Annotated in this window: 9 protein-coding genes; 6 read left to right on the top strand and 3 right to left on the bottom strand. The window is 69.4% G+C overall.

What is annotated here, in order from left to right:
* Nucleotides 1–126: 126 nt before the first annotated feature.
* The gene (locus tag F7Q96_RS04045) at nt 127–1,308 is read right to left on the bottom strand and encodes a benzoate/H(+) symporter BenE family transporter (protein ID WP_053821276.1); all 1,182 of its coding nucleotides are present in this window, start codon (nt 1,306–1,308) and stop codon (nt 127–129) included.
* A 474-nt stretch (nt 1,309–1,782) separates the two neighbouring features.
* Here F7Q96_RS04045 and F7Q96_RS04040 point away from each other — a divergent pair, with 474 nt between their 5' ends.
* The 4 genes from F7Q96_RS04040 to F7Q96_RS04025 all read left to right on the top strand — a co-directional run bounded on the left by F7Q96_RS04040 (nt 1,783) and on the right by F7Q96_RS04025 (nt 7,406).
* Nucleotides 1,783–2,991, top strand: a complete 1,209-nt coding sequence (locus F7Q96_RS04040; protein WP_249041646.1) for an NAD(P)/FAD-dependent oxidoreductase — start codon at nt 1,783–1,785, stop codon at nt 2,989–2,991.
* A gap of 51 nt (nt 2,992–3,042) precedes the next feature.
* Nucleotides 3,043–3,750 (top strand): two-component system response regulator CreB, encoded by a 708-nt coding sequence (gene creB / locus F7Q96_RS04035; protein WP_053821277.1) that lies wholly within the window; start codon nt 3,043–3,045, stop codon nt 3,748–3,750.
* 14 nt (nt 3,751–3,764) lie between these two features.
* Nucleotides 3,765–5,219 (top strand): two-component system sensor histidine kinase CreC, encoded by a 1,455-nt coding sequence (gene creC, locus F7Q96_RS04030; RefSeq protein ID WP_053821278.1) that lies wholly within the window; start codon nt 3,765–3,767, stop codon nt 5,217–5,219.
* Between the two features lie 237 nt (nt 5,220–5,456).
* Nucleotides 5,457–7,406, top strand: a complete 1,950-nt coding sequence (locus F7Q96_RS04025) for an ATP-binding cassette domain-containing protein (protein ID WP_053821279.1) — start codon at nt 5,457–5,459, stop codon at nt 7,404–7,406.
* Nucleotides 7,407–7,630: 224 nt separating this feature from the next.
* Here F7Q96_RS04025 and F7Q96_RS27360 read toward each other — a convergent pair whose 3' ends face one another.
* Entirely contained in the window at nt 7,631–7,762 is a 132-nt protein-coding gene (locus F7Q96_RS27360) for a hypothetical protein (protein WP_255567016.1), read from the bottom strand.
* A 2-nt stretch (nt 7,763–7,764) separates the two neighbouring features.
* Nucleotides 7,765–8,976, bottom strand: a complete 1,212-nt coding sequence (locus F7Q96_RS04020; protein WP_053821280.1) for an MFS transporter — start codon at nt 8,974–8,976, stop codon at nt 7,765–7,767.
* Nucleotides 8,977–9,358: 382 nt separating this feature from the next.
* Here F7Q96_RS04020 and F7Q96_RS04015 point away from each other — a divergent pair, with 382 nt between their 5' ends.
* Nucleotides 9,359–11,362: a DNA topoisomerase IV subunit B gene (locus F7Q96_RS04015; RefSeq protein ID WP_053823016.1), complete on the top strand. Its 2,004-nt coding sequence runs from the start codon at nt 9,359–9,361 to the stop codon at nt 11,360–11,362.
* A 29-nt stretch (nt 11,363–11,391) separates the two neighbouring features.
* Complete coding sequence (parC, locus tag F7Q96_RS04010; RefSeq protein ID WP_053821281.1) at nt 11,392–13,716, top strand: DNA topoisomerase IV subunit A; 2,325 nt, start codon at nt 11,392–11,394, stop codon at nt 13,714–13,716.
* The last annotated feature ends 29 nt before the right edge of the window (nt 13,717–13,745 follow it).

The raw sequence follows: 13,745 nt of genomic DNA, 5'->3' as shown, positions 1-13,745 counted from the left end.
ATCGCCGAAATCGGCTGCGCTTGTGCCGAGTTGACGTAAGCTGTCGGGAACAGGCCGTAGTTGGAGCGGATGCGCCGTTGTCTCAATGCTCCGGCGCGCCGCGAAGCCCCAAGTCTGCGTTGACCTTCAACGGCCTTCCCGCGGCCGCAGCACCCACAGCGCGACGATCCCGCCCACCACGCCCCAGAACGCCGAGCCGATGCCGGCCAGCGTCATGCCGGAGGCCGTGATCATGAAGGTCAGCAGCGCGGCCTCGCGCTCGCCGGGATTCTGCATCGCCGTGGTCAGGCCGCTGGCGATCGAGCCGAGCAGCGCGAAGGCGGCCACGGCGATCACCAGCGCCTGCGGGAAGGCGGCGAACAGCGCCGCGATGCTGGCGGCCAGCGTGCCGGCGATCAGGTAGCCGATGCCGCAGACGACCGCCGCGGTGTAGCGCCGCGCCGGGTCCGGATGTGCCTCGTTGCCGGTGCAGATGGCCGCCGTGATCGCGGCGAGATTGATGCCGTGCGAACCGAACGGAGCCAGCACCGCGGAGGCCAGGCCCGTCACGGTGATCAGCGGCGACGCCTTGACGTGATAGCCATCGGCCCGCAGCACGGCCAGGCCCGGGATGTTCTGCGATGCCAGCGCGACGATGAACAGCGGGATCGCGATGCTGACGAAGGCCTGCAGCGAGAACGCCGGCGTGGTCCATACCGGCGCCGCCACCGCGAAATGGAAGTGTTCGAAATGCAGTTGTCCGAGCATGCCCGCCAGCGCGACGCCGATCGCCAGCACGCCGGGCACCGCATAGCGCGGCCACCAGCGCTTGCCCAGCAGATAGACCGCGAACATCGGCAACAACAGCAGCGTCTGGTGCTGCGCCTGCACGAACACGTCGATGCTGATGCGGAACAGGATGCCGGCCAGCAGCGCCGCCGCGATGCTGGCCGGCAGCGCGCGCATCAGCCGGTCGAACCAGCCGGTCAGGCCGGCGGCCGTCATCAGCAGCGCCGCCAGCAGGAAGGCGCCGATCGCCTCGGCGTACGGCACGCCGGGCAGGCTGGCGATCAGCAGTGCCGCGCCCGGCGTGGACCACGCGATCACGATCGGCACGCGCGTGAGCAGCGACAGGCCGATGGTGGTCACGCCCATGCCGATCGACAGCGCCCAGATCCACGAGGCGATCTGCGCGTCGCTCAGATGCGCGGCCTGACCGGCCTGGATCATCAGCACCAGCGAACTGGTATAGCCGGTCAGCATGGCGACCAGACCGGCGACGAAGGCCGAAATGGAGAGATCGGTGACTTTGAGCGTGGCGGAGGGCATGGCGATTCGGTTCGGTCGGTGCGGCCGGTCGCATATGGCGGTGGACAGCCGCGTCGCGCGATCGGCAACTTGCGGCGATTGGCCACGCAGCCGGCATGCGAAGATGCGCTGGCGATCGGGCCCGCAGTGCGTTGAGGGCGACATCTTCGCATGACCGCGCGGCCTCGTCGACGCGGCGCTGGCATGCCGTCGCGGGGACCGGGGGGCCGCCGCCGGCCTACAGGCGTTTTCCCTTACGGATTTGTCCGACTGGAGCGCCTGCCGCCGTCCCGATACAGTGAGGCCGTGCCTTGGGAGCAGGGCACCGAGGAGAGACTCTTCAGCCCGCCTATGTCGCGGGCTGTTCTTTTTGATGGGCCGCCGCTCGGCACCGGCGCTGCGTTCCGTGGCAGCCCGCTACACATCAACCCCACGTCGCCTTCACATTCGCCCGCGACACTGCGCTGCCTGTCACCGACGCAACAGGAGCCCGGCATGATGCCATTCCGTCCCGCAGTGTCCGTTCCGAACCCCGCTTCCGCCAGCCGTTCCGGTAGCGCCTCCACCGTCTCGCCGTTCCCCGCCAGCACTGCCGACTATGACGTGATTGTCGTTGGTGCCAGCTTTGCCGGCGCGGCCTGCGCGCTGGCGGCTGCCCGTGCCGGCCTGCGCGTGGCGGTGCTCGAGCGCAAGAGCGACCCCGGCGCGAAGCTCCATACCACCGGCATCGTCGTCAAGGAAGCGGCCGAGCGCACCTGGCTGGGCCGCGCGCCGGCGCACTGCTTCCGCCGCGTCGAGCAGGTCCGCCTCTATTCGCCGGCGCTGCGCAGCCTGCGGCTGGACGCGCCCGGCTACTACTTCCTGACCACCGATACGCCGGCGCTGATGCGCTGGCTGGTCGGCGAGCTGGTGCGGCATGGCGTGACGGTGCACCTGGGCACGCCCTTCGTGCAGGCGATGCGCGACGGCGACCGCTGGCGCATTCCGGGCATCGGCCGCACCCGCTACCTGGTCGGCGCCGACGGCGCCAGGTCGCGCGTGGCGGCCTGGCTGGGCCTGCCCGGACCGCGTGACTTCCTCTACGGCATCGAGTACGAATTCGACGGCCTGACCCTGGCCGAGCCCGGGGCCTTGCATTGCTTCGTCGGCAAGCGCTTTGCACCCGGCTATCTCGGCTGGGCCGCGCAGACGCCCACCGGCGTGCAGATGGGCCTGGCGCTGCGGCGGCGGCGCCGCGGTCCGCGTACGCCCGACATCGAAGGCTTCCTCGCGCGGGTGCGGCATCTGCTCGACGTGCCCGACGACGCGGTGCCGGCATCGACACGTGCCGGCCTGATTCCCTGCGGCGGACCGGTGCTGCCGCTGGGCCGCGATGGCGTGCTGCTGGCGGGCGATGCGGCCGGCGTGGTGTCGCCCGTCACCGCGGGCGGCATCCATTCGGCGTGGGAGCACGGCGAGACGATCGGCGCGGCAATCGGCGCGCATCTGCGCGACGGTGGACCGGCGCCCGAGCGCACCGTGCCGCTTGCCACCCCGCGCTTTCGCGCCAAGCGCGTGCTGCGCTGGCTGTTCGACCGCTGCCAGTCCGACCGGCTGTTCGAGTGGATGTTGTACTCTCCGCCGCTGCGCTGGGCCGCGCAGCGGCTCTATTTCCATCGACGGCGGCAGCGGCAGGGCGGGGCCGTGCTGGGCGCGCTCGACTAGAATGACGGACCCGTTTCCCGCGCTACATTTGCCGCCGCCCGCACGTCCTCAATGCAAGCCAACGCCACGCATGCCCCGTCGATCCTCGTCGTCGACGACGAGTCCGCCATTGCCGATACGATCCTCTATGCACTGCGCACCGAGGGCATGCAGGTCGAGCACTGCGCTCTCGGCGGCGAGGCGATCGCGCGGCTGCGCGCGCAGCCGGTCGACCTGGTGATCCTCGACGTGGGCCTGCCGGACCTGAACGGCTTCGAGGTCTGCCGCACGCTGCGCACCTTTTCCGATGTGCCGGTGATTTTCCTGACCGCGCGCCACGAGGAGATCGACCGTGTGGTCGGACTGGAGATCGGTGCAGACGACTATGTGGTCAAGCCGTTCTCGCCGCGTGAACTGGCGGCGCGCGTGCGCGTGATCCTGCGCCGCGTGCGCGGCAGGGCCGACGGCGTGCCGTCGACACCCGCGCACGAGACCGCGCCGCCGTTCGTGCACGATCGCGACGGCGCCCGGCTGGCCTACCGCGGCCAGTGGCTGGACCTGACCCGCTACGAATACCGGCTGCTCGCGCTGCTGGCCGACCACCCGGGCCGCATCTACTCGCGCGCGCAGCTGATGGACCTCGTCTGGGACGACGCGCTCGACACCAGCGACCGCACGGTGGACACCCATATCAAGACGCTGCGCGCCAAGCTGCGCGCGGCCGCCGACGAGGACCCGATCCGGACCCATCGCGGCATGGGTTATTCGCTGGCGGTCTGAGCGAGCCATCACGCATGCGGATCGGCCTGCGCATCTTCCTGGGTTTCTTCCTGATCGTCGGGTTGGCGGCCTGGCTCACGCTGCGCGTGTTCGTGCAGGAGGTCAAGCCGGGCGTGCGCCAGGCGATGGAGGACACGCTGATCGATACCGCGCATGCGCTGGCCGCGCTGGCGGCCGATGACATGCGCGAGGGCCGCATTGCCAACGGCGCCTTCGCGCGTCAGCTGACCGCGCTGCGCGACGCGCCGCTGGACGCCGAACTGTGGGGCCTGCGCAAGCGCGAAATCGGCTACCGCGTCTATGTCACCGACACGGCCGGCATCGTGCGCTTCGATACGGCGGGCGCCGCGGTCGGCCAGGACTATTCGCGCTGGAACGACGTCTACCTGACTCTGCGCGGCAGGTACGGCGCGCGCAGCACGCGCAGCGACCCGAACGACGAGGGCAGCACCGTGATGTATGTCGCCGCGCCGATACGCGACGGCGAGCGCCTGCTTGGCGTGCTGACCGTGGCCAAGCCCAATGCGGTGATGGCGCCGGTGATCGCACGCAGCCAGCATCGGATCCTGCTGCACGGGCTGCTGCTGATGGGCGTGGCGGCGGCGATCGGTCTGGCCTGCACGCTGTGGCTGGCGAACGGACTGCGCCGGCTGCGCCGCTATGCACGCGCGGTGGCGGCCGGCGAACGCGCCGCGATGCCGCTGTCGGGCGCCGGCGAGCTGGCCGAGCTGGGCCGGGCGATGGAGACCATGCGCCTGCGGCTCGAGGACAAGCAGTACGTCGAGCACTATATCCACACGCTGACGCACGAGATGAAGAGCCCGCTGGCGGCGATCCGCGGCGCGGCGGAATTGCTGCGCGAGGACATGCCCGCAGCGGACCGCGCCCGCTTCGTCGGCAATATCGACAGCCAGGCGCGGCGGCTGGCCGAAATGGTCGCCAAGCTGCTGGCGCTGGCCGAGGTCGAGCAGCGCCAGCGGCTGGAGGCGCCGCGCCCGGTCGCGCTGGCGCCGCTGTTGACGCAGCTGGCGACCGAGCTGGAGCCGCGGGCGCGCCAGCGCGGCGTGATGCTGTCGCCGTGTGTCGAGACCGATGCCGCGCCTGCCGAAGTGCTGGGCGATCCGTTCCTGCTGCGGCAGGCGCTGGTCAACCTGATCGACAACGCGGTCGACTTCGCCCCGGCCGGAAGCACCGTCGCGCTGGGCTTGCGCCGAGAGGAAGACCGCCACGGGGAGGCGTTTGCCGTGACGGTCGCCGACAGCGGCCCGGGCATCCCCGACTACGCGCTGCCGCGGGTGTTCGAGCGTTTCTATTCGCTGCCCCGGCCCGGCGGCCGCGACAAGGGCACCGGGCTGGGCCTGTGTTTCGCGCGCGAGGTGGCGCTGCTGCACCGGGGCGAGCTGACGCTGGGCAACCGGCCGCAGGGCGGGGCCCAGGCGCTGCTGCGCGTGCCGGCGGCGCCGCGCTAGCTGTTCGCCAGCAGCGCGCCCGCAGCTCGCCCGCGGTCGCTGGCGGCCGGCCAGCCCGTTCCGCCACCGCGCCCACCATGCTCTACAATGCCGGCTTGCCGCCGATCCGGGCGTACGCGCGCCGCGGCGCGCTCGCCGCACTCAAGCAACGCCGATGCCGCGCCCCTCGTACCCGCCTCGGCGCTCGCGCTCCTTCATTTCGCGACACTTCATTTCGCGCCTCCTTCCTTCGCTGTCATGGCCCTGTTCTCCATTTCCGATGCCCAGCTGGCCTTTGGCCACGTGGCGCTGCTCGACCACGCCGACTTTTCGCTGGAGGCCGGCGAACGGGTCGGCCTGATCGGCCGCAACGGCTCGGGCAAGTCCTCGCTGCTGAAGATCGTGGCCGGACAGGCCGCGCCGGATGACGGGCTGATCGCGCGTCAGCAGGGCATCACCACCGCCTATGTGCCGCAGGAACCCGAGTTCGCGGCGCAGCTGACGGTGTTCGATGCCGTCGCGCAAGGGATGGGCGCCGCCCACGATCTGCTGGTCGCCTACGAACATGCCGCCAACCGGCTGGCCGAGCACCACGACGAGGCCACGTTGGCCGAACTGCATCGGCTGCAGTCGGAGCTCGACGCAGCCGATGCCTGGCAGCTGCGCACGCGTGTCGAGACGACGCTGGCGCGGCTGGGCCTCGATCCGTTGGCGCGCGTCGACGCGCTGTCGGGCGGCACGCGCAAGCGCGTGGCGCTCGCGCAGGCGCTGGTGGCCGAGCCCGACATCCTGCTGCTGGACGAGCCCACCAACCACCTCGATGTCGAAGCGATCCGCTGGCTCGAGGACCTGCTGCTGGGCTTTCGCGGCAGCGTGCTGCTGATTACCCACGATCGTGCGTTCCTCGATCGCGTCGCCACGCGGATCGTCGAGCTCGACCGCGGCAAGCTGGTGTCCTTCCCGGGTAATTTCGCCGCCTACCAGACGCGCAAGGCCGAGATGCTGGCGGCCGAGCAGGTCGAGCAGGCCAAGTTCGACAAGCTGCTGGCGCAGGAGGAGGTGTGGATCCGCAAGGGCGTCGAGGCCCGCCGTACGCGCAGCGTCGCCCGCATCCAGCGGCTGGTGACGATGCGTGCCGAACGGGCGGCGCGGCGCGAGGTGCAGGGCAATGTGAAGCTCGAGGTCTCGCAGGCCGAGCGCTCGGGCAAGATCGTCGCCGAACTGATCGACGTGACCAAGTCCTTCGGCGAGCGCACCGTGGTTCGCGACTTCACCGCGACCATCATGCGTGGCGACAAGGTCGGCCTGATCGGGCCGAACGGCGCGGGCAAGACCACGCTGCTGCGGCTGATCCTCGGCGAACTGGCGCCCGACGCCGGCGTGGTCAAAAACGGCAGCAACCTGCAGGTGGCGTACTTCGACCAGATGCGTACGCAGCTGGATCTGGAGACGTCGCTGGCCGACACCATCAGCCCCGGCAGCGACTGGGTCGAGGTCAACGGCCAGCGCAAGCACGTGATGAGCTATCTGGGCGATTTCCTGTTCGCGCCCGAGCGCGCGCGTTCGCCGGTCAAGTCGCTGTCGGGTGGCGAGCGCAACCGGCTGCTGCTGGCGCGCCTGTTTGCAAGGCCGGCCAATGTGCTGGTGCTCGACGAGCCGACCAACGACCTCGATATCGAGACGCTGGAACTGCTGGAGGAACTGCTGCAGGACTACGGCGGCACCGTGTTCCTGGTGTCGCACGACCGCGCCTTCCTCGACAACGTGGTGACCTCGACGATCGCCTGGGAAGGCGAGGGCCGCTGGCGCGAATATGTCGGCGGCTATTCGGACTGGGTCCAGCAGTCGGAGCGCAGCGCGGCCGCGCAGGGCCAGAAGGGAACGGAGCGCAAGGGCACCGAGGCCGGCAAGCCCGCCGCCGCGGAGGAGGCGGCCAAGGCCGCCGGGCGAGATGCCCGCGGCGCCAATCGGACCGTCAAGCTGTCGTACAAGGAACAGCGCGAACTCGACGCGCTGCCGGAGCGCATCGCCGCGCTGGAGGCCGAGCAGAAGACCATCGGCGGGCAGCTCGAGGACGGCTCGCTGTATGCCAGCGATCCGCCGCGCGCCGCGCAGTTGGCGGCGCGTTTCGACGAGATCGAGATGGAGCTGCTGGAAGCGCTGGAGCGCTGGGAACTGCTGGAGGCCAAGCGCCGCGGCGAAGGCTAGGGCGCGGGCGCTTTCGGCAGGCTGCCCTCTCCCCCGGCCCCTCTCCCGCAAGCGGGAGAGGGGAGTGTCGGTTCATCGGGGGAGTGCTGGTTCATCGAATGCCGCCGGTTTCTCCCTCTCCCAAGGCGGGAGAGGCCGCGTCGGCTCATCGAGCCCCCCGGTTTTCTCCCCTCTCCCGCGAGCGGGAGAGGGGCGGGGGAGACGGCATTGGGCGCCCAAATTTCTCACCCGCACCACGCCAGCACCATATTGGTCAGATCGACCATGAACGCCGGCTGCAGATAACCGATAAAGCCGAGCACCAGCGCCGCCGCCAGCGTGGCGGCGCCCATGATCCGCAGCACGCGCGTCGTCATGGTCAGGCGGCCGCCGCCTGCGGGCGCACCAGCGCCTGCTCGCGGATCGGCAGATTGACCAGCGCCGCCACCACGCCGAGCGCGATCGCGATGCCCCAGACGATGTCGTAGGCGCCGGTGCGGTCGTACAGATAGCCGCCCAGCCACGCGCCGAGGAAGCTGCCGATCTGGTGCGAGAAGAACACCACGCCCGACAGCATCGACAGATACTGCACGCCGAACACCTGCGCGATGATGCCGTTGGTCAGCGGCACGGTCGACAGCCACAGCGCGCCCATGACCGCGGCGAACACCCAGGTGCTGAACGCCGACAGCGGCAGCAGCAGATAGGCGGCGATCACGATCGAGCGGCTCAGGTAGATGAACGACAGCAGGTAGCGCTTGGGCATGCGCTGGCCCAGCGCGCCGGCAGTATAGGTTCCGAACACATTGAACAGCCCGATCAGCGCCAGCGCCACGGTGGCGACCTTGGGATCGGTGAAGCCGCGGTCCTTCAGGTACGGCGCCAGGTGCACGCCGATGAAGACGACCTGGAAGCCGCAGACGAAGTAGCCCAGCGTCAGCAGCTGGAAGTTGCGGTTGCCGAACGCCTCCTTGACCGCCTGGCCGATGGTCTGGCGATGGCCGTGCGCCACGGCGCCCTGGTCCGGTTCGCGCAAGGCGATCGCCAGCGGCAGCATCATGCAGGCCATCACCGCCAGCACGAACAGCGCGTTCTGCCAGCCCACGCCCGAAATCAGGCTCTGTTCGACCGGGATCATCAGGAACTGGCCGAAGGAGCCGGCCGCGGCGGCGATGCCCATGGCCCAGACCCGTTTCTCGGGACTGGCGACGCGGCCGATCACGCCATAGACCACGCTGTAGGTCGTGCCCGCCTGCGCGATGCCGATCATGATGCCGGCGCCCGAAGCGAACGCGGTGCCGCTGCTGGCCATCGCCATCACCACCAGCCCCGCCACGTACAGCGCCACGCCGACCAGCATCACCTTGAGCGCGCCGAACTTGTCGGCCAGCGCGCCGGCGAAGGGCTGCGCCGCGCCCCACATCAGGTTCTGCAGCGCCAGCGCGAAGGCGAAGGTTTCGCGGCTCCAGCCGTGCGCCTGGGTGATCGGCAGGTTGAACAGGCCGAAGCCGTGGCGGATGCCCATCGACAGCGTGACGAGCAGGCCGCCGCAGATCAGCACGGTGGTCAGGGAGAGTTCTTTTCTTGGCATGTGTGGCTCGGTTCGGAGGGTGTTGCCGTTGTCGTTGTTGTCTTGTTCGTTGCCGTCGTCTTGCCCTGCCGGGCAATCGTGCTGGCGAGTGTACTCCGCATCGAAAAGGCGCGTCGGCCGCCGCCGAATTCACCCGGGCGGCCAGGGTTTTATGCGGGCCGGGTGGCCCGCGGGACGCACCGGCAAGGACCGGCACGGGCAGCAGCCGGACCGTCCGCCGCCGCTGGACGGCACGCTGAACGGGGCCTGGACCGGTGCCAATCTCGCGGCAATTGCGGGATTGGCGGCCCCGGCGTTCCATTACAATGCAGGCTGCCCGGCCTGGCCGGCCCTCCCGATGCGGATGTCCGGCGGCCGCGATTCCCACTTTCGTAACGACTCCATGGCGAGCAAACCCAGTCAGTACAGCGAATCCTCCATCCGCGTCCTGAAAGGACTGGAGCCGGTCAAGCAACGACCCGGCATGTACACCCGCACCGATAACCCGCTGCACATCGTGCAGGAGGTCATCGACAACGCCTCCGACGAGGCGCTGGGCGGCTTCGGCAGCGAGATCGTCGTCACGCTGCATCGCGATGGCAGCGTCAGCGTCGAGGACGACGGCCGCGGCATTCCGGTCGGCATCCATCCCGAGGAAAAGGTGCCGGTCGTCGAGATCGTCTTCACGCGGCTGCACGCGGGCGGCAAGTTCGACAAGGGCAAGGGCGGCGCCTATGCGTTCTCCGGCGGCCTGCACGGCGTCGGCGTGTCGGTGACCAACGCGCTGTCTACGCGGCTGGATGTCTCGGTCTGGCGCGACGGCAATTTTTCGACGCTGACCTTCTCCGGCGGGGACGTGACCACGCCGCTGACCACGCGCAAGATCGAGCGCGGCGAGAAGAAGAACGGCACCCGCGTGCAGGTCTGGCCCGACGCCAGGTACTTCGATTCGGCGACGATTCCGCTGGCCGAGCTGCAGCGCCTGCTGCGCAGCAAGGCGGTACTGCTGCCCGGGGTCAAGGTCACGCTGGTCGTCGAGAAGAGCGGCGGCCAGGAGCCGACCGTGCAGACCTGGCAGTACGACCAGGGCCTGAAGGGCTATCTGATCGAGGCGCTGGCGCAAGGCAGCGGCGCCGAGCTGGTGATCCCGATGTTCGAGGGCGAGCATTTCGCCGATCCGGACGCCAATGCCGGCGAGGAAGGCTTCGCGGAGGGCGAGGGCGCGTCGTGGGTGGTGGCCTGGACCGAGGAAGGCGCGCCGGTGCGCGAGTCCTATGTGAACCTGATTCCGACGCCGGCCGGCGGCACGCACGAGTCCGGCCTGCGCGAGGGACTGTTCCAGGCGGTCAAGAGCTTTATCGAGATGCACGCGTTGCTGCCCAAGGGCGTCAAGCTGATGTCCGAGGACGTGTTCGCGCGCGCCTCGTTCGTGCTGTCGGCCAAGGTGCTGGACCCGCAGTTCCAGGGCCAGATCAAGGAACGGCTGAACAGCCGCGACGCGGTGCGGCTGGTCTCGACCTTCAGCCGCCCGGCGCTGGAGCTGTGGCTGAACCACCATGTCGACTATGGCAAGAAGCTCGCCGAGCTGGTGATTCGCCAGGCCCAGGCGCGCACGCGCGCCGCGCAGAAGGTCGAGAAGAAGAAGGGCTCCGGCGTGGCCGTGCTGCCCGGCAAGCTGACCGACTGCGAATCGACCGACGTGTCGCGCAACGAGCTGTTCCTGGTCGAGGGCGACTCGGCGGGCGGCTCGGCCAAGATGGGCCGCGACAAGGAGTTCCAGGCGATCCTGCCGCTGCGCGGCAAGGTGCTGAACACCTGGGAGACGGAGCGCGACCGCCTGTTCGCCAACAACGAGGTGCACGACATCGCGGTGGCGATCGGCGTGGACCCGCACGGCCCGGACGACGAGCCGGACCTGTCGAACCTGCGCTACGGCAAGATCTGCATCCTGTCGGACGCCGACGTCGACGGCGCGCACATCCAGGTGCTGCTGCTGACGCTGTTCTTCCGCCATTTCCCCAAGCTGATCGAGCAGGGCAACGTCTATGTCGCGCGTCCGCCGCTGTATCGCGTCGACGCGCCGGCGCGCGGCAAGAAGCCCGCGCAGAAGCTGTACGCGCTCGATGACGGCGAGCTCGAGGCGATCCAGGACAAGCTGATCAAGGACGGCGTCAAGGAAGGCGCGTGGCAGATCTCGCGCTTCAAGGGCCTGGGCGAGATGAGCGCCGAGCAGCTGTGGGAGACCACGATGAACCCCGATACGCGCCGGCTGCTGCCGGTGGCGCTCGGCGAGTACGACCTGCCGAAGACGGTCGGCGTGATGAACATGCTGATGGGCAAGGGCGAGGCCGCGCAGCGGCGCAACTGGCTCGAGGAACGCGGCAACGAAGTCGTGGCCGACATCTGATCGCCGCTGACGGCAGGTATTGAGCATCCATGGAACAACAAGACATTACGTTTCAACCCGACGAGCCGGCCGATTCGCTGACGCTCGCCCATTACGCCGAACGCGCCTATCTGGACTACGCGATCAGCGTGGTCAAGGGCCGCGCGCTGCCGGAGGTGGCCGACGGCCAGAAGCCGGTGCAGCGCCGCATCCTGTTCGCGATGCACGAGATGGGCCTGCGCGCCGACGCCAAGCCGGTCAAGTCGGCGCGCGTGGTCGGCGACGTGCTGGGCAAATTCCACCCGCACGGCGACCAGTCGGCCTACGACGCGCTGGTGCGGCTGGCGCAGGACTTCTCGCTGCGCTATCCGCTGATCGACGGCCAGGGCAACTTCGGCTCGCGCGACGGCGATGGCGCGGCGGCGATGCGCTACACCGAGGCGCGGCTGACGCCGATCGCGCGGCTGCTGCTCGACGAGATCGACCAGGGCACGGTCGACTTCGCGCCGAACTACGACGGCTCGATGGAAGAGCCCAGGCTGCTGCCGGCGCGGCTGCCGTTCGTGCTGCTCAACGGCGCGTCGGGCATCGCGGTCGGCATGGCCACCGAAATCCCGCCGCACAATCTGCGCGAGGTCGCCGCGGCCACGGTCGCGATGATCCGCAATCCGAACATCACGCTGGCAGAGCTGCTGGCGCTGATGCCGGGCCCGGACTATCCCGGCGGCGGCCAGATCATCTCGTCGCCGGCCGACATCGCGCAGATCTACGAGAGCGGCCGCGGCAGCCTGAAGGTGCGCGCGCGCTGGGTCATCGAGGACATGGCGCGCGGCCAGTGGCAGCTGGTGGTCAACGAGCTGCCGCCCGGCACCTCGGCGCAGAAGGTGCTCGAGGAAATCGAGGAACTGACCAATCCGAAGGTGCGCGCCGGCAAGAAGTCGCTGACGCCCGAGCAGCTGCAGCTGAAGCAGACCATGCTCGGCGTGCTCGACGCGGTGCGCGACGAGTCCGGCAAGGATGCGCCGGTGCGGCTGGTGTTCGAGCCGAAGAGCAAGAACATCGATCAGCAGGAATTCGCGCAGACGCTGCTCGCGCATACCAGCCTCGAGACCGGCGCGCCGATCAACCTAGTGATGATCGGCACCGACGGCCGTCCGCGGCAGAAGGGGCTCGCCGAGATCCTGCGCGAATGGATCGCCTTCCGCTTCGAGACGGTGACTCGCCGCAGCCGCCATCGGCTGGCCAAGGTCGAGGACCGCATCCATATCCTCGAAGGCCGGATGCTGGTGCTGCTCAACATCGACGAGGTGATCCGCATCATCCGCGAAGGCGACGAGCCCAAGCCCGCGCTGATGCAGGCGTTCGGCCTGTCCGAGCGCCAGGCCGAGGACATCCTCGAAATCCGGCTGCGCCAGTTGGCCCGGCTGGAGTCGATCCGCATCGAGCAGGAGCTGAAGGACCTGCGCGAAGAACAGGCCGACCTCGACGTGCTGCTCAAGTCCGAGACCATGATGCGCCGTCGCATCGTCAAGGAGATCGAGGCCGACGCCAGGCAGTACAGCCCGGCCGACAAGGACCCGCGCCGCACGCTGATCCAGGAAGAGCGCCGCGCCGCCGCCGAGGTGCGCGTGATCGACGAACCGGTGACCGTGGTGGTGTCGCAGAAGGGCTGGGTGCGCACGCGCCAGGGCCATGGGCACGATCCACAGCAGTTCGCCTTCAAGGCTGGCGACGCGCTGTACCGCACCTTCGAATGCCGCACGATCGACGTGCTGCTGGCTTTTGGCACCAATGGCCGCGTCTATTCGGTGCCGGTCGCCGGCCTGCCCGGCGGGCGCGGCGACGGCGTGCCGCTGACCACGCTGGTCGAGCTGCAGGCGGGCACGCAGATCGCGCATACCTTCGCCGGTACGGCGGAGCAGCGCATGCTGATCGCCACGCGCGGCGGCAACGGCTTCCAGAGCAAGGTCGGCGACATGATCAGCCGGCAGAAGGGCGGCAAGTCGTTCCTGACGCTGGACGACGGCGACGCGCCGCTGGCGCCCGCGCCGATCGGCGATGAGGCCACGCACGTCGCCTGCCTGTCGGGCAACGGCCGCCTGCTGCTGATCGCGCTCGACGAGATCAAGGTGCTGTCCGGCGGCGGACGCGGCGTGATCCTGATGGAGCTCGAGCCGAAGGAAACGCTGCAGCAGGTCGCCGCGGTGGGCGCGCCCGGACTGATGGTGTCCGGGCTGGGCCGCGGCGGCAAGGCGTCGTCGCAGAAGCTGGCCGGCGCCAATCTGCTGCCCTATGTCGGCAAGCGCGCGCGCAAGGGCAAGGCGGTCGAGCTCAAGCTCAAGGAGATGGCGATCGAGCCGGTCAAGGCCGATTGATGCCCGCTGGATGGGCGGGTTGATCGCCG

Origin of the sequence: Cupriavidus gilardii, from assembly GCF_008801915.1 — a bacterium.
In the GTDB taxonomy this organism is placed as follows: domain Bacteria; phylum Pseudomonadota; class Gammaproteobacteria; order Burkholderiales; family Burkholderiaceae; genus Cupriavidus; species Cupriavidus gilardii.
Note: the sequence above shows the minus strand (reverse complement) of the source record. Positions and strands in the feature narration are given on the sequence as shown.

What these genes read in the sequence shown, in the direction of transcription:
- F7Q96_RS04045 (WP_053821276.1), bottom strand. Translation starts at nt 1,308, where the DNA reads ATGCCCTCCGCCACGCTCAAAGTCACCGATCTCTCCATTTCGGCCTTC.
- F7Q96_RS04040 (WP_249041646.1), top strand. Translation starts at nt 1,783, where the DNA reads ATGATGCCATTCCGTCCCGCAGTGTCCGTTCCGAACCCCGCTTCCGCC.
- creB (WP_053821277.1), top strand. Translation starts at nt 3,043, where the DNA reads ATGCAAGCCAACGCCACGCATGCCCCGTCGATCCTCGTCGTCGACGAC.
- creC (WP_053821278.1), top strand. Translation starts at nt 3,765, where the DNA reads ATGCGGATCGGCCTGCGCATCTTCCTGGGTTTCTTCCTGATCGTCGGG.
- F7Q96_RS04025 (WP_053821279.1), top strand. Translation starts at nt 5,457, where the DNA reads ATGGCCCTGTTCTCCATTTCCGATGCCCAGCTGGCCTTTGGCCACGTG.
- F7Q96_RS27360 (WP_255567016.1), bottom strand. Translation starts at nt 7,762, where the DNA reads ATGACGACGCGCGTGCTGCGGATCATGGGCGCCGCCACGCTGGCGGCG.
- F7Q96_RS04020 (WP_053821280.1), bottom strand. Translation starts at nt 8,976, where the DNA reads ATGCCAAGAAAAGAACTCTCCCTGACCACCGTGCTGATCTGCGGCGGC.
- F7Q96_RS04015 (WP_053823016.1), top strand. Translation starts at nt 9,359, where the DNA reads ATGGCGAGCAAACCCAGTCAGTACAGCGAATCCTCCATCCGCGTCCTG.
- parC (WP_053821281.1), top strand. Translation starts at nt 11,392, where the DNA reads ATGGAACAACAAGACATTACGTTTCAACCCGACGAGCCGGCCGATTCG.